Annotated in this window: 16 protein-coding genes; 13 read left to right on the top strand and 3 right to left on the bottom strand. The window is 64.9% G+C overall.

What is annotated here, in order from left to right; all coding sequences use genetic code 11:
• The 8 genes from DNJ95_RS16300 to DNJ95_RS16265 form a co-directional block, all read left to right on the top strand.
• The coding region (locus DNJ95_RS16300; RefSeq protein WP_131185786.1) for a DUF3426 domain-containing protein at positions 1-675 on the top strand (675 nt) is incomplete at its 5' end.
• Positions 676-899: 224 nt separating this feature from the next.
• Complete coding sequence (gene dusB / locus DNJ95_RS16295) at positions 900-1,907, top strand: tRNA dihydrouridine synthase DusB (RefSeq protein WP_131185785.1); 1,008 nt, start codon at positions 900-902, stop codon at positions 1,905-1,907.
• Entirely contained in the window at positions 1,904-2,224 is a 321-nt protein-coding gene (gene fis / locus DNJ95_RS16290; RefSeq protein ID WP_131185784.1) for a DNA-binding transcriptional regulator Fis, read from the top strand. The genes dusB and fis overlap by 4 nt, the downstream gene beginning before the upstream one ends.
• A 95-nt stretch (positions 2,225-2,319) precedes the next feature.
• Positions 2,320-3,927: a bifunctional phosphoribosylaminoimidazolecarboxamide formyltransferase/IMP cyclohydrolase gene (gene purH, locus DNJ95_RS16285; protein ID WP_131185783.1), complete on the top strand. Its 1,608-nt coding sequence runs from the start codon at positions 2,320-2,322 to the stop codon at positions 3,925-3,927.
• Positions 3,928-4,032: 105 nt separating this feature from the next.
• Positions 4,033-5,322 (top strand): phosphoribosylamine--glycine ligase, encoded by a 1,290-nt coding sequence (gene purD / locus DNJ95_RS16280; protein WP_131185782.1) that lies wholly within the window; start codon positions 4,033-4,035, stop codon positions 5,320-5,322.
• Positions 5,323-5,486: 164 nt separating this feature from the next.
• Entirely contained in the window at positions 5,487-7,913 is a 2,427-nt protein-coding gene (locus DNJ95_RS16275) for a 7TM-DISM domain-containing protein (RefSeq protein WP_420824397.1), read from the top strand.
• A gap of 327 nt (positions 7,914-8,240) precedes the next feature.
• A complete protein-coding gene (locus DNJ95_RS16270) occupies positions 8,241-9,188 on the top strand; it encodes a lysylphosphatidylglycerol synthase transmembrane domain-containing protein (RefSeq protein WP_131185781.1) in 948 nt (315 codons plus the stop codon).
• A 153-nt stretch (positions 9,189-9,341) separates the two neighbouring features.
• Positions 9,342-10,058 carry a VC0807 family protein gene (locus DNJ95_RS16265; protein WP_131185780.1) on the top strand — a complete coding sequence of 239 codons (717 nt, stop codon included), beginning with the start codon at positions 9,342-9,344 and terminating at the stop codon, positions 10,056-10,058.
• Positions 10,059-10,164: 106 nt separating this feature from the next.
• Here DNJ95_RS16265 and rsgA read toward each other — a convergent pair whose 3' ends face one another.
• Together rsgA and DNJ95_RS16255 are read right to left on the bottom strand one after the other, a co-directional pair.
• The gene (gene rsgA, locus DNJ95_RS16260; protein WP_131185779.1) at positions 10,165-11,181 is read right to left on the bottom strand and encodes a small ribosomal subunit biogenesis GTPase RsgA; all 1,017 of its coding nucleotides are present in this window, start codon (positions 11,179-11,181) and stop codon (positions 10,165-10,167) included.
• A 48-nt stretch (positions 11,182-11,229) separates the two neighbouring features.
• Positions 11,230-11,940, bottom strand: a complete 711-nt coding sequence (locus DNJ95_RS16255) for a PqiC family protein (protein ID WP_165491644.1) — start codon at positions 11,938-11,940, stop codon at positions 11,230-11,232.
• Between the two features lie 872 nt (positions 11,941-12,812).
• Between DNJ95_RS16255 and DNJ95_RS16250 the strand changes: the two genes are divergently transcribed.
• The 3 genes from DNJ95_RS16250 to DNJ95_RS16240 all read left to right on the top strand — a co-directional run bounded on the left by DNJ95_RS16250 (position 12,813) and on the right by DNJ95_RS16240 (position 14,551).
• Positions 12,813-13,016, top strand: a complete 204-nt coding sequence (locus DNJ95_RS16250) for a DUF2788 domain-containing protein (protein ID WP_131185778.1) — start codon at positions 12,813-12,815, stop codon at positions 13,014-13,016.
• A 108-nt stretch (positions 13,017-13,124) separates the two neighbouring features.
• On the top strand, positions 13,125-13,631 hold the full coding sequence (locus tag DNJ95_RS16245) for an RNA polymerase sigma factor (RefSeq protein WP_131185777.1): 507 nt from the start codon (positions 13,125-13,127) through the stop codon (positions 13,629-13,631).
• Positions 13,628-14,551: a FecR family protein gene (locus DNJ95_RS16240; protein ID WP_131185776.1), complete on the top strand. Its 924-nt coding sequence runs from the start codon at positions 13,628-13,630 to the stop codon at positions 14,549-14,551. The genes DNJ95_RS16245 and DNJ95_RS16240 overlap by 4 nt, the downstream gene beginning before the upstream one ends.
• Before the next feature lie 51 nt (positions 14,552-14,602).
• Here the strand turns inward: DNJ95_RS16240 and DNJ95_RS16235 are convergent, their stop codons facing one another.
• On the bottom strand, positions 14,603-15,919 hold the full coding sequence (locus tag DNJ95_RS16235; RefSeq protein ID WP_131185775.1) for an RNA helicase RhlE1: 1,317 nt from the start codon (positions 15,917-15,919) through the stop codon (positions 14,603-14,605).
• Positions 15,920-16,269: 350 nt separating this feature from the next.
• On the opposite strand from DNJ95_RS16235, the gene DNJ95_RS16230 reads away from it, so the two are divergent.
• Both DNJ95_RS16230 and DNJ95_RS16225 read left to right on the top strand, forming a co-directional pair.
• Positions 16,270-18,072 (top strand): RNA helicase RhlE2, encoded by a 1,803-nt coding sequence (locus DNJ95_RS16230; RefSeq protein ID WP_131185774.1) that lies wholly within the window; start codon positions 16,270-16,272, stop codon positions 18,070-18,072.
• Positions 18,073-18,292: 220 nt separating this feature from the next.
• Positions 18,293-18,784, top strand: a complete 492-nt coding sequence (locus DNJ95_RS16225) for a methylated-DNA--[protein]-cysteine S-methyltransferase (RefSeq protein ID WP_131185773.1) — start codon at positions 18,293-18,295, stop codon at positions 18,782-18,784.
• Positions 18,785-18,894 lie beyond the last annotated feature (110 nt).

The raw sequence follows: 18,894 nt of genomic DNA, 5'->3' as shown, positions 1-18,894 counted from the left end.
CTCCCGCCCGAACGAGCGGAGCGACCGGAACACCCCGATAAGTCGCCCCCGGAACCGGCACTGGAAGCGCCAGAACAGCCCCTCCCCCAGCCGGACGCTCCAGCCCCGGCGGAACCCACCGGGCCGGCCCGTTCCGGGCGCGTCGAGCTGGACGACGAGCCCCTCCACCTCGACTGGCGCAAGCCTCGCAAGCCCTGGGGTCGCTGGTTACTCTGGGGCCTACTGAACCTGCTGGCGCTGCTGGCGCTGGCCGGCCAGTACATCGCCTATAACTTCGACGAACTGGCGCGCCAGGAGCAGTACCGCCCCTGGCTGGAGCGATTCTGCCCCAGCCTCGGCTGTACAGTGCCGAGCCGTGTGGATGTCAGCCAGATCAAGAGCAGCAACCTGGTGGTGCGCAGCCACCCGGAGTTCGACTCGGCACTGGTGGTGGACGCCATCCTCTACAATCGTGCGCCCTTCGCCCAGCCGTTCCCCCTGCTGGAAATCCGCTTCGCCGACCTGAACGGTAGCCAGTTGGCCAGCAGAACCTTCAAGCCCGGCGAGTACCTGGCCGGCGAACTGGCCGGACAGACCGAAATGCCCTCCCAGATCCCTATCCATATCGCCCTGGACATACTCGACCCCGGCGCCAACGCCGTGAACTACAGCCTGCACTTCCACTCCCCGGAATAAGCAAGGCGTTTCCCGCCTCCCCCCGCAACGGCATCGCCGCACAGGCCGATTGCTCAGATTTTGTTCAAACCGACCTTTATCCGGTCATACAGAGCGGGTATCATGCCCACCCTTTTTTGCAGTCCCCGATCGACCCCGGCAGCCGTTCGGAGTGGTTCGTACAGCCCCGTGCGACAGGGCAATTTCGATAACTCGTGAACAGGCTCCACCAGCAGGGAATCTTCATGTCATCGGTTCGCATCGGCCCTTATACATTGCCCAACAGGCTGATTCTCGCCCCCATGGCGGGCGTCACCGACCAGCCCTTCCGCCAGTTGTGCCGGCGGCTGGGTGCCGGCCTGGTGGTATCGGAAATGGTCACCAGCGATGTGCGCCTGTGGAACAGCCGCAAGTCGCGCCTGCGCATGCTGCACCAGGGCGATGCCGAGCCGCGCTCGGTGCAGATCGCCGGCGGCGACCCGCAAATGCTGGCCGAGGCCGCCCGCCGCAATGTCGAGATGGGCGCACAGATCATCGACATCAACATGGGTTGCCCGGCCAAGAAGGTCTGCAACAAGGCCGCCGGCTCCGCCCTGATGAAGGACGAGCGGCTGGTCGGCGCAATCCTCGAAGCGGTGGTCGCCGCCGTGACGGTGCCGGTGACGCTGAAGATACGCACTGGCTGGGACCGCGACCACCGCAACGGCCTCGCGGTGGCCAGCATCGCCGAGCAGTGCGGCATTGCCGCAGTGGCGGTACATGGTCGCACCCGTACCGATCTTTATAATGGCGAGGCAGAATACGAAACCATCGCTACGATCAAACAGGCACTGTCGATTCCGGTATTCGCCAATGGCGACATCGACTCGCCGCAGAAGGCGCGCCAGGTCCTGCAGGCGACCGGTGCCGATGCCCTGCTGATCGGTCGGGCGGCCCAGGGGCGGCCGTGGATATTTCGCGAAATGGAACACTACCTGGCGACCGGCGAACTGTTGCCGCCGCCGTCGGCAGCCGAGCAGGAAAGCATTCTGCTGGAGCACGTCGATGCCTTGCACGCCTTCTATGGTGATGTCATGGGCGCGCGCATCGCACGAAAGCACGTCGGCTGGTATCTGACAACATTACCGGGGGCACGGGATTTCCGCTCCCGATTCAACCGTCTGGAAGACCGGGACGCACAGTGCGCGAGTATCAGGGCGTTCTTCGCCGAATACCGCACGGGCACCGGAGCAGGGGAAGGGGTAGCCGCATGACGCTGCTTAATGACACATTGGTAACCGGAACGACAGCCGTGAGCGACAACCTGAACTTCAAGCAGCATCTGAACGCCCCCAGCGAAGCGGGCCAGACGTTGCGTGCCTGCGTCGAGAAGGCGCTGCACAACTACTTCGCCCACCTCGAAGGCGCGGAAGTCACCGATGTCTACAATCTGGTGCTGTCCGAAGTCGAAGCACCCTTGCTGGCGACGGTGATGAGCCACGTCAAGGGCAACCAGACCAAGGCTTCCGAGCTGCTGGGGCTGAACCGCGGCACCCTGCGCAAGAAACTCAAGCAATACGATCTTCTTTAAAGCCGCTGGAGGCCCAAGGCTGGAGGCTGGACGAACAAGCGACACCTCGTCCAGCCTCCAGCCTCCAGCGTTGTCTACCTTCCGATGGAACCGCTATGACCGACCAAACCACCCTCCTGCCCGTCCGTCGCGCGCTGATCAGCGTCTCCGACAAGACCGGCATCGTCGATTTCGCCCGCGAACTGGCCGCGCTGAACGTGGAAATCCTCTCCACCGGCGGCACCTACAAGCTGCTGCGCGAGAATGGCATCGCCGCGATCGAGGTGGCCGACTACACCGGCTTCCCGGAAATGATGGACGGCCGGGTCAAGACCCTGCATCCGAAGATCCACGGCGGCATCCTCGGCCGTCGCGCGCTGGACGGCGCGATAATGGACGAGCACGGCATCAGGCCGATCGACCTGGTCGCGGTCAACCTCTACCCCTTCGCCGCCACCGTGGCCAAGCCCGGCTGCGACCTGGCCGACGCCATCGAGAACATCGACATCGGCGGCCCGACCATGGTCCGCAGCGCGGCGAAGAACCACAAGGATGTCGCCATCGTGGTCAACACTGGCGACTACGCCGGCATCCTCGAATCCCTCAAGGCCGGCGGCCTGACCTACGCCCGGCGCTTCGACCTGGCGCTCAAGGCCTTCGAGCATACCGCCGCCTACGACGGCATGATCGCCAACTACCTGGGCACCATCGACCAGCGCGCCGAGACCCTCGGCACCGAAAACCGTGGCCTGTTCCCGCGCACCTTCAACAGCCAGTTCATCAAGACTCAGGAAATGCGCTACGGCGAGAACCCGCACCAGAGCGCGGCCTTCTACGTCGAGGCGGAGAAGGGCGAGGCCAGCGTTTCCACCGCCGTGCAGTTGCAGGGCAAGGAACTGTCATTCAACAACGTGGCCGACACCGACGCCGCGCTGGAATGCGTGAAGAGCTTCGTCAAGCCGGCCTGCGTCATCGTCAAGCATGCCAACCCCTGCGGCGTGGCGGTAGTGCCCGAGGATGAAGGCGGTATCCGCAAGGCCTATGACCTGGCCTATGCCACCGACAGCGAGTCGGCCTTCGGCGGCATCATCGCCTTCAACCGCGAACTGGACGGGGAAACCGCCCAGGCCATCGTCGAGCGCCAGTTCGTCGAAGTCATCATCGCGCCGAAAATCAGCGCCGCCGCCCGCGAAGTGGTGGCCGCCAAGGCCAACGTGCGCCTGCTGGAATGCGGCGAGTGGCCGGCCGAGCGCGCCGCAGCCTGGGACTTCAAACGCGTCAACGGCGGCCTGCTGGTGCAGAGCCGCGATATCGGCATGATCACCGCCGCCGACCTCCAGGTCGTGAGCAAGCGCGCGCCCACCGAGCAGGAAATCCACGACCTGGTGTTCGCCTGGAAGGTGGCCAAGTTCGTCAAGTCCAACGCCATTGTCTACGCCAGGAACCGCCAGACCGTCGGTGTCGGCGCCGGCCAGATGAGCCGCGTCAACTCGGCGCGCATCGCCGCGATCAAGGCCGAGCACGCCGGCCTGCCGGTACCCGGCGCGGTGATGGCCTCGGACGCCTTCTTCCCGTTCCGCGACGGCATCGACAACGCCGCCAAGGCCGGCATCACCGCCGTCATCCAGCCGGGCGGCTCGATGCGCGACAACGAGGTGATCGCCGCGGCCGACGAGGCCGGAATCGCGATGGTATTCACTGGCATGCGCCATTTCAGACACTGATCGTAAAAACCGCTGGAGGCTATAGGCTGGAGGCTGGACGAAAAAGCGACACCCTCGTCCAGCCTCCAGCCTCCAGCCTTCAGCCCAAAGCAGGGTTTGTATGCAATGAATGTATTGATCATCGGCAGCGGCGGTCGTGAACACGCGCTGGCCTGGAAGGTCGCGCAGGATGCGCGCATCGGCAAGGTCTTCGTCGCCCCCGGTAACGCTGGCACCGCCACCGAGGCCAAGTGCGAGAACGTCGATATCGACGTACTGGACATCGAGCGGCTGGCCGACTTCGCCGAGAGCAACGTGCAACTGACCATCGTCGGCCCGGAGGCGCCGTTGGTCAGAGGCGTGGTCGACCTGTTCCGCACGCGCGGCCTGGACATCTTCGGCCCGACCGCCGCCGCCGCGCAGTTGGAAGGCTCGAAAGCCTTCACCAAGGATTTCCTGGCCCGCCACGCGATCCCCACCGCCGACTACCGGAACTTCACCGAAGTCGAGCCGGCCCTGGCCTACCTGCGCGAAAAAGGCGCCCCCATCGTGATCAAGGCCGACGGCCTGGCCGCCGGCAAGGGCGTGATCGTCGCCCTCAGCCTGGAGGAAGCCGAGGAAGCGGTACGCGACATGCTCTCGGGCAACGCCTTCGGCGATGCCGGGGCACGGGTGGTCATCGAAGAGTTTCTGGACGGCGAAGAAGCCAGCTTTATCGTCATGGTCGACGGCCATAACGTGCTACCGATGGCCACCAGCCAGGACCACAAGCGCGTCGGCGACGGCGACAGCGGGCCGAACACCGGCGGCATGGGCGCCTACTCGCCAGCACCGGTGGTCACCGCCGAGGTGCACCAGCGGGTCATGGACGAGATCATCTGGCCGACCGTGCGCGGCATGGCCGTCGAGGGCAACGTCTACACCGGTTTCCTCTATGCCGGCCTGATGATCGACAAGAACGGCGCGCCCAAGGTGATCGAATTCAACTGCCGCTTCGGTGATCCGGAAACCCAACCGATCATGCTGCGCCTGCAATCGAGCCTGGTGCTGCTGGTCGAGGCCGCCCTGGCCCAGGCCCTGAACAAGGTCGAGGCCCAGTGGGATGCGCGCCCGAGCCTGGGCGTGGTGCTCGCGGCGGGCGGCTACCCTGGCGACTACGCCAAGGGCACGCCGATCCACGGCCTGGGCGTGGCCGCGCGCCTGCAAGGCAAGGTCTTCCATGCCGGCACCCGCCTGCAGGACGGCCAGGTGGTCACCGCCGGCGGGCGTGTGCTCTGCGCCACCGCACTGGGCGACAGCGTCGCCCAGGCCCAGCACAATGCCTATGCCCTGGCGGCCGCCATCGACTGGGAAGGCGGCTTCTACCGCAAGGATATCGGCTACCGCGCCATCGCCCGCGAACAGCCAGAAAGCTGACGATGAGTCGGCACCGCGTGCGGCGGGCAGGCTGTCGGACCTGACACTGTTCTGCCGCCGCTCCGGTGCGATCACGACGAAATGGCAACAGCCCCGGGAAAATCTGCCGTCACACGTGGCGCGGCTACACTATACTGCGCCGACCACATAAAGGAATTGTCCCTGTGCGTCGGCTCTGGACCGCCATCTTATCCGTCAGCCTGCTATTGATCGTGGCAGCGCCGTCCTCGGGGCATGCGCTCACGTCCGACCTGTTCATGCAAGCCAATACGACAGCGACGGCGGACGACAACCCGCAGAACTGGCGCATCCTCATCGATCATTCCGGCCTGCTGAGTTTCGATGAAGTACTGGAGCAGCGTGCCCTGTTCCAGCGCCTGGGCCGCCAGGCCTACGCGGCCCCGGCCGGTGATCGCGCCATCTGGCTGCAATTGGCCATCCCCGCCGGCGACAAGCCACAGTGGATATCGCTGTTCGCGCCGCGCATTCAATACCTGGACTTCTACCTGCTCAAGGACGGTGGCATCGAGCGCTACCAGGAAACCGGCGACCGCCGCCCGGCCAGCGCCCGTCCGCTGCCGACCCGCGCCTACCTGTTCTCCCTACCGGACGATGGCCAGCCACGCCAGGCCTACATACGCCTGCAATCGAGCCATCCACTGATGGCCTGGTTCGATGTGCTGGACGAGAGCGGCCTGGCCAACGAGGCACGGCCCGCCTATCTGTTCGGTGCCCTGTTCGGTGCCCTGGCGCTGCTGGCCATGCACAACCTGCTGCGTTTCGCCCTGGTGCGCAGCGGTGGGCACCTGTGGCTGGCCATACTGCACCTGGCGCTGCTGCCCTGCGCCATCATCAATTTCGGCCTGCTGCCGGTCCTGTTGCCGGAGCTGGGGCCGAGCCAGTCGCCGATCGCCGATCTATCCGCGCTGCTCGCCAGCTTCTGCCTGCTGGGCTTCACCCGGGCCTTCTTCGCCCGGCGCAAACGCACCTGGAGTACCTGGCTGCTGAATGGGCAGATGGCGGCACTGGCGCTTCTGGCACTGCTAGTCATGTCCCAGAGCCCCTTATGGAAAGACTGGATGCTGCAGGCCGCCTGCCTTTTCGCCAATGCCGGCGCGATCCTCATCGCACTTCACCACTGGCGCCAACGCTACCTGCCCGCCCGCCTGGTGATCATCGCCTGCGCGCTGTTCAGCCTAGGATTCAGCCTGTTGCTGCCGGCCCTGCTGGGGCTGACCCTGCTCCCCGCGGGCTGGCTGGGCGGGGTGATATTCAGCCTGTCCGGCATCTGTGGCCTGATCCTGAGCCTGGCCCAGCATGAACGCCTGGGGCAGATACAATCCAACCGCCGCAACCAGTTCACCGCCCACGCGGTGAACAGCGCCGAACTGCGGACCAAGGCCGAAGTCCTGACACAGATCAGCCACGAACTGCGCACGCCAATGAACGGTGTACTGGGCATGAGCGAACTGTTGCTGGGCACATCGCTATCGCAGAAACAGCGGGACTACGTGCAGACCATCCACAGCTCGGGCAATGAACTGCTCAGTCTGATCAACCAATTCTTCGATATCTCCAAGCTCGAAGAAGACCAGATGGAGCTGGACGACGTGCAGTTCGACCTCCATGCACTGATCGACGATTGCCTCAACATCCAGCGCGGCAAGGCCGAACAGCAGCACATCGAACTGATCGGCTTCGTTCACCCGCGCCTGCCGCGCGTCATCAGCGGTGACCCGACGCGGCTGCGCCAGACATTGCTCAGCCTGCTGGAAAACGCGATCGGCCATACCGAGGAAGGCGAAGTCCTGCTCAGCGCCACCCTGGAAGACAGCGGCCCGACCCCATACCTGCGAATCACCATCAAGGACTGTGCCCAGCCATTATCCCCGCAGGAGCGCGAAGCATTGCTCAGTGACGAGCCGGATAGCCGCGAGCTGCTCTCCGGCAGGCCCCATGGGCGCCAGGGCCTGATCATCGCGCGCAAGCTGATACGCATGATGAAGGGTGAATCCGGCATCGACAGCGACGACCGCCAGGGCAACACCTTCTGGTTCACCCTGCCCCTCGACGGCAGCCGCCTCGACCAGCCGAAGACCGCCCAGGACGGCATACTGCAGGGCGCCCGGATACTGATCGTCGATGACAACGACACCTGCCGCAAGGTACTGATGCTGCAGTGCAGCAACTGGGGCATGCAGATCAGTACGGCGGCGTCGGGCCGCGAGGCGCTGGCGCTGCTCAGAACCAAGGCCCACCTGCAGGAATATTTCGACGCGGTCCTGCTCGACCAGGACATGCCGGGCATGACCGGCCTGCAACTGGCGGCCAGGATCGGCGAGGATACCGGCATCAACCACGACCCGTTGCTGATCATGCTGACCGGCATCAACGACGCCCCCGCCAGGAGCGCCGCCCGCAACGCCGGCATCAGGCATGTGCTGGTCAAACCCGTGGCCGGCTACACCCTGAAAACGACCCTCGCCGAGGAACTCGCACAGCGCCAGCCCCCTCCGGGCCGTGTCATTCCACCGCACACCACGCGACCGCCCGGGCAGGCCGGGCGCCACGACGACAGTGGAAAAGTTTGAAACACCAGGAAGTCCGCAAGCGCTCGCACCGGGCAGTGTTGAAGGTGTACCCTTCACAACCTTAATGAAAAGCGGGCTACTGCGTCAGACCCAGCGAACGAATCAGGCCTTGCCTGCTTCGCCATCCGGTCAACGACAGCCATCTGCCGCGGGGCACGACCCTGCGGCAATGGGCGGACTGCACAGCGGCACTGCTTGATGGAAATCGCGCGTTGCCGCCTGCACCAGGGCATTGGCAGAGAAAGATGGTCAGTCCATGTTCACTGGCCTGCCTCGCCAGCCACTCCGCTCCGGGCCGCACAACCAAGAAGAGGCCGAGGAGCCCCCATGATGAAAAGGAGCGATGCCGCCTGGACCCTGATAGGGATCGTGGCGGTACTTCTGTCCGGTTATCTGCTCTATCACGAGATCCGCACCATCTCACTGGATGACCTCACTGGCAGTCTCAAAGCCATCAGCCACAAGAACTGGGTACTGGCCGCACTGGCCACGCTGGGCGCTTATGCGGCGCTGGCCTGGTATGACCGTATCGCCATGGCGCACCTGGGGCGGCATATTTCCTGGTGGTTCATCACCTTGTGCTCGTTCACCACCTATGCCCTGGCGCACAATATCGGCGCCTCGGTGTTCTCCGGCGCGGTGGTGCGTTACCGCGCCTACCGCAGCAAGGGCCTGACACCGCAGGAAATCGGCATCCTCATCGTTTTCTGCTCGTTGACCTTCGCCCTCGGCGTAATCTTCGCAGCCGGCATAGTACTGGTGCTCAACCCGCACCTGCTGGACCGCGTCGTCGATGTGGAACCCTGGATAACCATCGCCATCGGCTGCACCCTGCTCGGGCTGGTCGGCCTCTATACCATCGGCGCCTGGCGCCAGATGCCGGCGCTACGCCTCGGCAAGTGGACCATCGAGTATCCGCGCCTGCCCATCGTCGGTCGCCAGTTGCTGGCCGGCCCGCTGGAGCTGGTCTGTGCGGCGGCCATCATCTACTTCGCCCTGCCGACCGAGAACAACCCGGGCTACCTGGTCATCCTCGGGGTCTTCCTCGCGTCCTTCTCCCTGGCCCTGCTCTCGCACGCCCCCGGTGGCCTGGGCGTGCTCGAAGTGACCTTCCTGGCGGCGCTGCCGGAATTGCAGACCGCCGATGTGCTGGCGGCACTGATCGTGTTTCGCGCCTTCTATCTGCTGTTGCCGTTCGCCATGGCGATCCTGATAGTGCTGGGCTTCGAATACGGCCAATGGGTGAAGAAACACAGCGATACCGCCGAGCCATAGGTGCCGTACGAAAAGTCACCGAGCGTAGGCCAGGAAAAACCGCAGAGGAAGCGGAGCTTACGTGTGGTGAATGAGCATTCCGAACCGGTCACAGCACAGGTACCTTTCGTACAGAACCTGACCAGCCTTTCAATCACGAGCCCGAACACACCCATGCCAGAAACCCGCCGCACGCCACAGCACAAGCCCCGTCCCCTGGTGGACCTGGCCGTCAGCATCGTGATCCCGTCACTGATCCTGATGAAGCTCAGCAGCGAAGAACGCCTGGGGGCCGATGGCGCCCTGCTCGCCGCCCTCGCCTTCCCCCTTGGCTGGGGACTGCTGGAGTTGCTCAAATACCGCAAGTTCAACTGGATCGCCCTGCTCGGGATGGTCAGCGTATTGCTCACTGGCGGTATCGGGCTACTGCAACTGGACAGCCAGTGGCTGGCGATCAAGGAAGCGGCGGTTCCCGGCATCATCGGTATCGCGGTGCTGGCCTCGACGCGCACCCGTTTCCCGCTGATCCGCACCCTGCTCTACAACCCCAATGTGCTCGATGTCGAACGCATCCAGGAACAACTGGAACTCAAGGGCAAGACCAGGGACTTCGAAGTGCGCCTGCTGCGGGCGACCTACATGCTCAGCGGCACCTTCTTCTTCTCCTCGGCCATGAACTACGCACTGGCCAAATGGATCGTCGTCAGCCCCGCCGGCAGCGAAGCCTTCAACGCCGAACTGGGCCGCATGACCCTGCTCAGCTATCCGATGATCGCCATCCCCAGCATGCTGATGATGATCGCCATCTTCTACTTCCTCTGGCAGACCATCCACGGCCTGACCGGCCTGAGCCTCGAGGACATCATGGCCAAGCGCGGGGAAGGCAAGTAGCTGCAAGCTGCAAGCTGCAAGCTGCAAGCTGCAAGCTGCAAGCTGCAAATCAGTGTGCGAGGCGCGGCCAGAATCCGGTCAAGCGAGTTTCCGCTTTTATCTGCCGCTATAATCCGCTGAGGATATGCCGGTAGCTGGCCATGCGCTGCGGGCGGATATGCCCGGCCTCCAGCGCCGCCAACAGCGCGCAGCCGGGCTCGCGATCATGCTTGCAGTCGCGGAAACGGCAGCGACCGAGATAATCGCCGAACTCGATAAAACCTGCCTCCACATCATCGCGACTGACATGCACCAGGCCGAACTCGCGAATGCCCGGGGAGTCGATCAACTCCCCCCCCCCGGGGAAATGGAACAGGCGCGCCGTAGTCGTGGTGTGCGTGCCCTTGCCAGTCGCCTCGGACAATGCCCCTACCCGGGTATCCACGCCGGGCAGCAGCGCATTGACCAGGGAGGACTTGCCCACCCCCGACTGCCCGACGAACACACTCATGTGCCCATCCAGGCGCGCCTTCAGCTCCTGCATGCCGAGGCCCTGCCGGGCGGAAACCTCCAGCAACGGATAGCCCAGTTCGCGATACACCGCCAGCAACTCATGCAGCGCCGCATTATTGTCCGGGCCGACCAGGTCGGCCTTGTTCAACAGTAGCAACGGGCGTATGCCGGCATGCTCGGCGGCCACCAGGTAACGATCGAGAAGATTGGCGTGGGGTTCAGGCAAAGCGGCAAAGACGATGACGATCAGGTCGACATTGGCCGCGACCGGCTTCAACTGGCCACGCGCATCCGGCCGGCACAGTTCGGACAGCCGCGGCAATTGCGCCACGATCACGCCGATGCCCTGGTTGCCCGGGCGCCAGACCACCCGGTCGCCCGTGACCAGGGTCGGCAGGTTGGCCCGCAGGTGACAGCGGAATACCTGGCCCGCCAGTTCGCCATCGCATGCTTCGACTTCGACCTGCACACCGAAGTGGGCGATCACCTGCCCGGTCTGCTCCGGGCCCAGATCGCCCCCTTCCAGCTCATCCACCAGGCGCGACTCGCGCTTGGCGGCGCGGGCGGCGCGCTCCTCCTGAATCTTGTCGATGCGCCAGCTCTGTCTGCGGCTCAATTGGCGTTTGGCCATTAAGATTCCTAGTCGGTGAAGCAGGACCGATCGCTCGGTTGCGAATGCTTAGAAACGGAACACTTCCATGTCCGTACGAATCGGCTCCACCGGTCGCCGCGACGGTGCCGCCTCGGCCCGCGGCTGAGCGCGGGGGCGCACGGGCGCCGGCGATTTGGCGGACGCCTGGTGCACTTCAGCTATGGCCCCACCCAACTGGGCGCTCAGGCGCTGCAAGAGGACGCTCTGCACCCGTACCTGATCGGCGACATCGCCCTGATGCCGTTCGTCCAGAGCCACCAGTCGACTGTCCAGGTGCTTGCCTGCCTTGTCCAGCAGTCGCCACTGAGCCTCCAGCACGGCCATCTGCTCGGGGCCGGAATCCAGCCGCGTGATGGACAACTCGACCTGCACATCGGCAACGAAGCCCGGGTCCGCCGGCGCCAGCACCAGCCGCTGGCTATTCAAGCGCCAGGCCAGTTGACGCAGCAGCAATTGCTCGATGTCCTGCTGCAATCCAGTCGCCCAACGCGCCTTGCCAGGCGCTTGCGCCAGGCTGCCGTCGGCCTGGCGCTGCAGCAGGGCATCACTCCGCAGATAGCCTGCCAGCGTCACCGGGCCTAGCAGAACGGCAATATTTCCCATCTGCTCGGGAACTCTCGGCGCCCCATTGTCCAGACTGTAAAAGGCCACCGGCGGCGGTGTCGCGCAGCCGGTCAGCGAAAGCAGGCCAACCAGCAGGGCCATGCTTGGAAAACGCAACAAATCCTTCAACTTCATAGATATCTCGTGATAGAGCTTCCCATATCGAACGGCACGGCGAAGACACGCGCCATTGCTTACCCACCAGGATAGCGAGCGGAGAGCGCTTAGCAGAGCACCTCGGGCAATCAGACCAGCCCTTGCCATCCCGGGATGCGAAAGGCGGCCTATCTTCCGCCAAAGTGCCAGCACACGCCAGTGGCGAAGCGTATCAGGACAACACAAGCGGCGCAGTACAAGCGGACGATCCCCAGGGCAATCACGGCCCATGGCCGTAGCGACAGGATGATAGTGCGTTGCCTCGTTGCGACTGGCCGTACACCGCTGGCGGTGTTCTGTTGTCCGCGGTGTCGCGAACCCGACCAGCCCCGCTACGAAACACGCATGAACCCGTCACCCATATGAATAAGGGGGCGCTCTTCGCCGACATCCCTGCCGGCGAAGGTTTCGTATCAGGGTCGGCCGGGCTCGCGGCGAATACCGAGGCGACTATGGAAAGAGCCGTCGGCGTTGTGCCCGAATCCTTCGCAGAAATTCCAGTTTCGCAGGCTGTTTCTTGCAGGCGCCGCCGAAAGTGGCTGTGCGGATGCCAGGGACGATGATCCAGAGGTCGCGCTCTACGATCCTGAAGCCAGACACACTGTTGCCAATCCAGTCGTAACAATAGACAGGCACCTGATGCAGGGTATATCCCGTGCACAAGCGAAGGCTGGCATTCATGCAATCGCCCTCGGCTGAACACCCCGCTCCCGCACACGGACAATGACGGCACATCGCGTATAATCGGGCAGCTTTTCCGTAGCCCATGGGCAGCATGCTCCACGGCTACCCTCAATACGGCTGAACAACGCGCGGCCCCGCGCCGTCCGGCCTCGCCAACGGAGTGAAAGATGGAACCCGAAGTCTTCGAAGAGTGGATGATGATCATCCTGGTCGGCGGTCTCATACTGTTCATGGCCTTCATCGTCTGGGACCTGGCACACAAGTCCAAGGCGGGCCGCTACGGCACCTTCGTACTGTTCTTCGCCCTTGGCCTGGGCGTACTCGGCTTTATCATCAAGAGCATCGTCATCGGTAGCCTGGAAGGCGTGTAGGCGGCAGGCAGGCGCCATGGCGACGGCAGACCAGCAGCCTCTTGTTTACGAACGATTCCCACCAACGTATCCTTTCCCGCCCCTTCCGGCACTCCAAGGACGCACTCCATGAACTGGCAAGGCATCGACCTGCGCTGGGCCTATGGCGACCTGCTGCTCAGCCTGAGCAGACAGACCCGTTGCGTCCAGCGGGCCCAGGATGTTTTGCACGATGCGCTGCTGCGTTTTGCCATGAGCAGCCACCCGCAGCCCCTCGAACGTCCAAACGCCTACCTTCGCCGGGTCGCGCACTCGGTGCTGATCGATCATATCCGCCGCGAGTCCCGCTATGCGGAGCTGCCGGAACAGGCACTGGACTGCGGGGATGCCTGGTCTGGCGGCATGCTGCCTTCCGCCGAGCACCTGCTGGACATTCAGCAGCGCCTGCAGGCCCTGCAACGTATCCTCGATTGCCTGCCGGCGCGCTGCCGCGAAGTCTTCTGGTTGGCACGCATCGAATGCTGTACCCAGGCTGAAATCGCCAGGCAACTGGGCATCAGCGTCAACATGGTGGAGCGCCATATGATGCGTGCCCTGCTCGACCTGCGCACCGCGCGCGAACTGCTGCAACCGTGAGCCGCGCCCGCGAGCAGGCCGCCCGCTGGTTCAGCCGCATGCAGAACAGCGATGCCAGCCACCCACAACGCGCCGAGTTCGACGCCTGGCTGGCCGCCAGCCCTGAACACCGGAGCGAATACCAGGCCTTCTGCGAGCTCTGGGGCGACTTCTCTTCCATCCCGCGCAGCCAGGCCCTGGCCGATGCCCTGGAACAGCGCCGTGCCCTCAAGCGCCGCAGCGTCCTGCGCGGCGGTATCGGACTGTTCCTGCTACTGGGCCTGGGTGGCTACGGCCTGCACAGCTATCGCCATGGCGCCTTCGAACTGCCCCTGCAAACCCGTATCGGCGAAAGCCTGCGGCACCGCCTGCGCGACGGCAGCCAGGTTTTCCTCAACGCCGACAGCCGCCTGCAGGTGATGTACGGCAAGGTGCAAAGACAGATTCTGCTACTGCATGGCGAAGCCGCGTTCGATGTGGCCCGCGACCGGCAACGGCCCTTTATCGTCGATGCCGGCCTGGCGCAGGTACGGGTGCTCGGTACCCACTTCGTCGTCAGCCGCCTGCCGGAGCGCCTGCGCATCAGCGTCGAACGCGGCCTGGTCGAAGTGACCAGCCCGCGGCAGAGCCTGCAGCTCCGCGCCGGGCAGGTCGTGGAGGTCGCCGCCGACGGTCGGCTGCGGCGCCTGGCCATCGCGGCCGACAACGCCTTCGCCTTCCAGAATGGAAGGCTGGTCTTCGAACAGGCCGACCTCGCTGAAATCGCCGCAGCACTGTCGCGCCACCGCCAGCAGCCGGTCCGTGCCCTGCCTGGTGGCCCACGCATAGATGCCGTGGTGCAACTGGACGATATCGAAAGCTTCCTGCAGGCCCTGCCAAGCATCGCCGCGATACGCCTGACGCAGGACGGCGAGTCGCTCCTGCTCGGCCCGGCAGACTGACTGCCGCTCATCCACACCGGCCCCGAGGTACAGGGCGCGGCAGGTTCTGAGCTATTTCTGTCGCTTGCCGCTCAGGCCAGGCATCTTGCGCACCGCCCGGACGTTGGGCTTTTCGCTTTCCTCGAACCAGTTGCCCAGGTGCACCTTGCCCTTGCCGGACGTTTCCCTGGGCTTCTTCGGTTTCTTCGGCTTTTTCATTACCTGCCCGCCCGCGCCGGTCTGCGGTACCCGATGTTCGGGGCTGAAATCACCTTCCTCGTGGCGCGGCAGCACCTGGCGTATCAACGTCTCGATGGCCGCCAGTTGTTCCACCTCATCGGCACAGACCAGGGAAATCGCCTCGCCCGTGGCGCCCGCGCGCCCGGTGCGACCGATACGGTGCACGTAGTCCTCGGGCACGATCGGCAGGTCGAAGTTGACCACCTGCTCCAGTTCCTCGATATCCAGGCCGCGGGCCGCCACGTCGGTGGCCACCAGCACCCGCACCTCGCCCGCCTTGAAGCGCTCCAGCGCCCGCAGGCGCGCGGGTTGCGGGCGATCGCCATGGATGGCGTCGCTGGCGATGCCCGCCTGTCGCAAGGTATCCGCCAGTTGCTCGACGCCCTTGCGGGTCTTGGCGAACACCAGCACCTGGGGCCAGCGCCGCTGCTCCAGCAGGTGCAGGAACAGTTCGGTCTTGCGCCTCTTGTCCACCGGCACCAGCCACTGCCGGACCGTCCGCGCGGCGGTATTGCGCGCGCCGGTCTCGATCGACAGCGGGTCACGCAGCAGTTCGCCGGCCAAGGTGCGGATGGCATCGGAAAAAGTCGCGGAGAACAACAGCGTCTGGCGCTTGCGCGGCAAGGCGCAGAACAGCTCGTCCAGCTCGCGGGCAAAGCCCAGGTCGAGCATACGATCGGCCTCGTCCAGCACCAGGATCTGCAAGCGTTCGAAGCGAATCGCGTTCTGCCGGTACAGGTCGAGCAGGCGCCCCGGGGTGGCCACCAGTACGTCCACGCCCTTGCGCAGCGCCATCATCTGCGGGTTGATGCTGACGCCGCCATAGACGGCATAACTGTGCAGGGGCAGCCCACTGGCGTAGCGGCGCACGCTTTCATGTACCTGCTCGGCCAGTTCGCGGGTCGGCACCAGCACCAGCGCGCGCAGCGAATTGCTCGCCACCGGCGCCCCCTCCTGCAACAACCGCTGCAACAACGGCAGGGTAAAACCGGCGGTCTTGCCGGTGCCCGTCTGCGCCGCCACCACCACATCGCGGCCCTTGAGCACGGCAGGAATGGCCTTGAGCTGGACCGGCGTGGGCGTACGGTAGTCGAGTTGCTCCAACGTCCGCAGCAGCGGATCGATCAGGCCGAGGGAAACGAAGGTCATGGGCGGAACCGATGGACGAAAACGGCACCCAGTCTAGCGGATGCCCCCATGTGGCGCGATGCCGTTATTCACGGGCCAGGCGCTTCGCTAAAGGCGCTCTTTTCGGCTGTTTGTCGCGCAGCCCTGGCGACAGCGCACAAAAGACTTGGCTAATGAACCCATCTGCTGCCAAACTGTCCCACCAATGTGGTGCTGGCGGACCTCTGCCATGCACCGCGCTTGCGCCAGGCTTACGTTCGGATGTCGATACCACTCGCATTCGGCAGGACCGAACGGGATCGCACGCCAGTCGCGATTCGAGCCAGGCATGATTATCCCGGGGCCTTGCCCCTTACATGACAGGATCACTCATGTCCTTTGCTTCCCTCGGTCTCTCCGAGGCATTAGCCAATGCCGTCGAGGCCGCCGGCTACGCCCACCCGACTCCAGTGCAACAGCGGGCCATCCCCGCCGTGTTGCAAGGCCGCGACCTGATGGTCGCCGCCCAGACAGGCACCGGCAAGACCGGTGGTTTCGCCCTGCCGGTACTCGAGCTGCTGTTTCCCGGCGGACATCCCGACCGTGACCACCGCCACACCCCGCGCCAGCCGCGCGTGCTGGTGCTGACCCCGACCCGCGAACTGGCCGCCCAGGTGCATGAGAGCTTCAAGCTCTACGCCCGCGACCTGCCGCTGAAAAGTGCCTGCATCTTCGGCGGCGTCGGCATGAACCCTCAGGTCCAGGCGGTCGCCAAGGGCCTCGATGTACTGGTCGCCTGCCCCGGTCGCCTGCTCGACCTGGCCAACCAGAAAGCCATCGACCTTTCCCATGTGGAAATCCTGGTGCTCGATGAAGCCGACCGCATGCTCGACATGGGCTTTATCCACGATGTCAAGAAAGTCCTGGCAAAACTGCCGGGCAAACGCCAGAACCTGCTGTTCTCGGCGACCTTCTCGAAGGACATCACCGATCTCGCCGGCAAGCTGCTACACGAGCCGGAACGTATCGAGGTCACGCCGCCGAACACCACGGTCGAGCGTATCGAGCAGCGCGTATTCCGCCTGCCCTCCAGCCACAAGCGCGCCCTGCTGGCCCACCTGATCACCCAGGGCGCCTGGGAACAGGTACTGGTGTTCACCCGTACCAAGCATGGTGCCAACCGCCTCGCCGAATACCTGGACAAGCATGGCCTGCCCGCCGTGGCCATCCACGGCAACAAGAGCCAGAATGCCCGCACCAAGGCACTGGCCGACTTCAAGGCGAATGCCGTGCGCATCCTGGTCGCCACCGATATCGCCGCACGCGGTCTGGATATCGACCAGTTGCCCCACGTGGTCAACTTCGAGCTGCCCAACGTGGAAGAAGACTACGTGCACCGCATCGGCCGCACCGGGCGTGCCGGGCGCAGCGGCGAAGCCATCTCCCTGGTGGCGCCGGACGAGGAAAAGCTGCTCAAGGGCATCGAGCGCATGACCAAGCAGCGTATTCCCGACGGCGACCCCATGGGCTTCGACGCCTCCAGTGTCGAAGCGGAAAAACCCGAAGTACGTGAGCCGCAGCCGCCTCGTCCACCCCGCCCGCCTCGCGGCGAAGCGAAACCTCGCGGCGAGCGCAAGAAGCCGGCGGCCGAAGGCGGCGCAGCCAAGGAGCGCCAACCGCGCAATCCGCGCAACCGCAACAAGGCCAGCGCCAGCGCCAGCGCCCAGAGCCAACCAGCGACCAACCGGCCGCCGCGTCTGCCGTCGGATCGCGACCCGGAGGTCTTTCTCGACGATGAGGTGGACAACTTCGGTAACCGCGTCGATTACGTCAGCCCCTACCAGAATAAATCCCAGGGTCGTGGCCGTCGCCCCGGCGCGCCGTCCCAGCCCCGTGCGGAACAGCCGCGCGCAGCCGGAGCCGGCAATCCTCGTGGCGGCGCCGGCAAGGGCAAGCGCCCCGGCCAGGCGGCACAGCCGCGCAACGGCCAGCCACGGCGCAACAATGACAACCGTCGCCCGGAGCGCGAGTTCGCGGCGGAGCCCGCCGGGCAAACGCCGCGGGAGAAACAGCCGGTGATCATCCACAAGGAATCCAAGGTGGATCGCCTGCCCAGCCTCGAACAACTCGAACAGTTGCCGAGCCGCCCACGTGGCGAGAAACCCGCCCTGCTGACCCGCAACCGCGAGTCGTAAGCGACGAGGCCGCGCAGGCGATCGCGCGATGCCGTCGCTCCCGGCGCTTCGCTAAAAGCGCCGGGGCTGGACGAGAAGGCGACCAAGCCCTCTCGTCCGGCCTCCAGCTTTCCGGCGCTCTTTTCGACCCTTTGCCCGCATCGCCTGATCCCTCCCGCCCATTGCCCCAGGCATGGGCACGTCGGGTATAGTTCGGCTGCATGGCCGAGGAGCAATCCACATGACGCTGTACTACGACCGTTTCGACAGCCCGATCGGCCCACTGACCGTAGCGGCGGACGAGCATGGCCTGCGCCATATCCTGTTCGCGGAAAACCGCTACGACGCCCCTGGGCGCGCACAGTGGGTCCACCATCCCGAGTACCTGGAACAGCCACGCCGGCAGTTGCTCGACTACCTGCTGGGCCAACGACGGCACTTCGACCTCATCCTGGCGCCACAGGGTACCGCCTTCCAGCGCCAGGTCTGGATGGCGCTGGCCGACATCCCCTATGGCCGGACCTGGAGCTACGCCGAGCTGGCAAGGCACGTCGGCAGGCCCGGGGCCAGTCGCGCCATCGGCGCGGCCAACGGCCGCAACCCGCTGCCCATCGTATTGCCTTGCCACCGGGTGATCGGCAGCAATGGCGCACTGACCGGCTTCGGCGGCGGCCTGCCGACCAAGGCCGCATTGCTGCGGCTGGAAGGCATCGGCGACGACCTGCTCGCCTGAACGACACGGACGACAGAAACGCGAACGCCGCCCGAAGGCGGCGCTCGTAGAACGGGTTGCCCGCGAAACGCTTGCGGGCAATGCCAGCCGCGGCCGAGGCCGCTCCTGCC

This window comes from Stutzerimonas kirkiae (genome assembly GCF_004327335.1).
In the GTDB taxonomy this organism is placed as follows: domain Bacteria; phylum Pseudomonadota; class Gammaproteobacteria; order Pseudomonadales; family Pseudomonadaceae; genus Stutzerimonas; species Stutzerimonas kirkiae.
The sequence above is the reverse complement of the archived record's forward strand: the minus strand, read 5'-3'. Positions and strand labels throughout refer to the sequence as shown.

Coding starts and splice junctions, on each gene's coding strand:
- dusB (WP_131185785.1), top strand. CDS start 900: ATGTCATCGGTTCGCATCGGCCCTTATACATTGCCCAACAGGCTGATT.
- fis (WP_131185784.1), top strand. CDS start 1,904: ATGACGCTGCTTAATGACACATTGGTAACCGGAACGACAGCCGTGAGC.
- purH (WP_131185783.1), top strand. CDS start 2,320: ATGACCGACCAAACCACCCTCCTGCCCGTCCGTCGCGCGCTGATCAGC.
- purD (WP_131185782.1), top strand. CDS start 4,033: ATGAATGTATTGATCATCGGCAGCGGCGGTCGTGAACACGCGCTGGCC.
- DNJ95_RS16270 (WP_131185781.1), top strand. CDS start 8,241: ATGATGAAAAGGAGCGATGCCGCCTGGACCCTGATAGGGATCGTGGCG.
- DNJ95_RS16265 (WP_131185780.1), top strand. CDS start 9,342: ATGCCAGAAACCCGCCGCACGCCACAGCACAAGCCCCGTCCCCTGGTG.
- rsgA (WP_131185779.1), bottom strand. CDS start 11,181: ATGGCCAAACGCCAATTGAGCCGCAGACAGAGCTGGCGCATCGACAAG.
- DNJ95_RS16255 (WP_165491644.1), bottom strand. CDS start 11,940: ATGAAGTTGAAGGATTTGTTGCGTTTTCCAAGCATGGCCCTGCTGGTT.
- DNJ95_RS16250 (WP_131185778.1), top strand. CDS start 12,813: ATGGAACCCGAAGTCTTCGAAGAGTGGATGATGATCATCCTGGTCGGC.
- DNJ95_RS16245 (WP_131185777.1), top strand. CDS start 13,125: ATGAACTGGCAAGGCATCGACCTGCGCTGGGCCTATGGCGACCTGCTG.
- DNJ95_RS16235 (WP_131185775.1), bottom strand. CDS start 15,919: ATGACCTTCGTTTCCCTCGGCCTGATCGATCCGCTGCTGCGGACGTTG.
- DNJ95_RS16230 (WP_131185774.1), top strand. CDS start 16,270: ATGTCCTTTGCTTCCCTCGGTCTCTCCGAGGCATTAGCCAATGCCGTC.
- DNJ95_RS16225 (WP_131185773.1), top strand. CDS start 18,293: ATGACGCTGTACTACGACCGTTTCGACAGCCCGATCGGCCCACTGACC.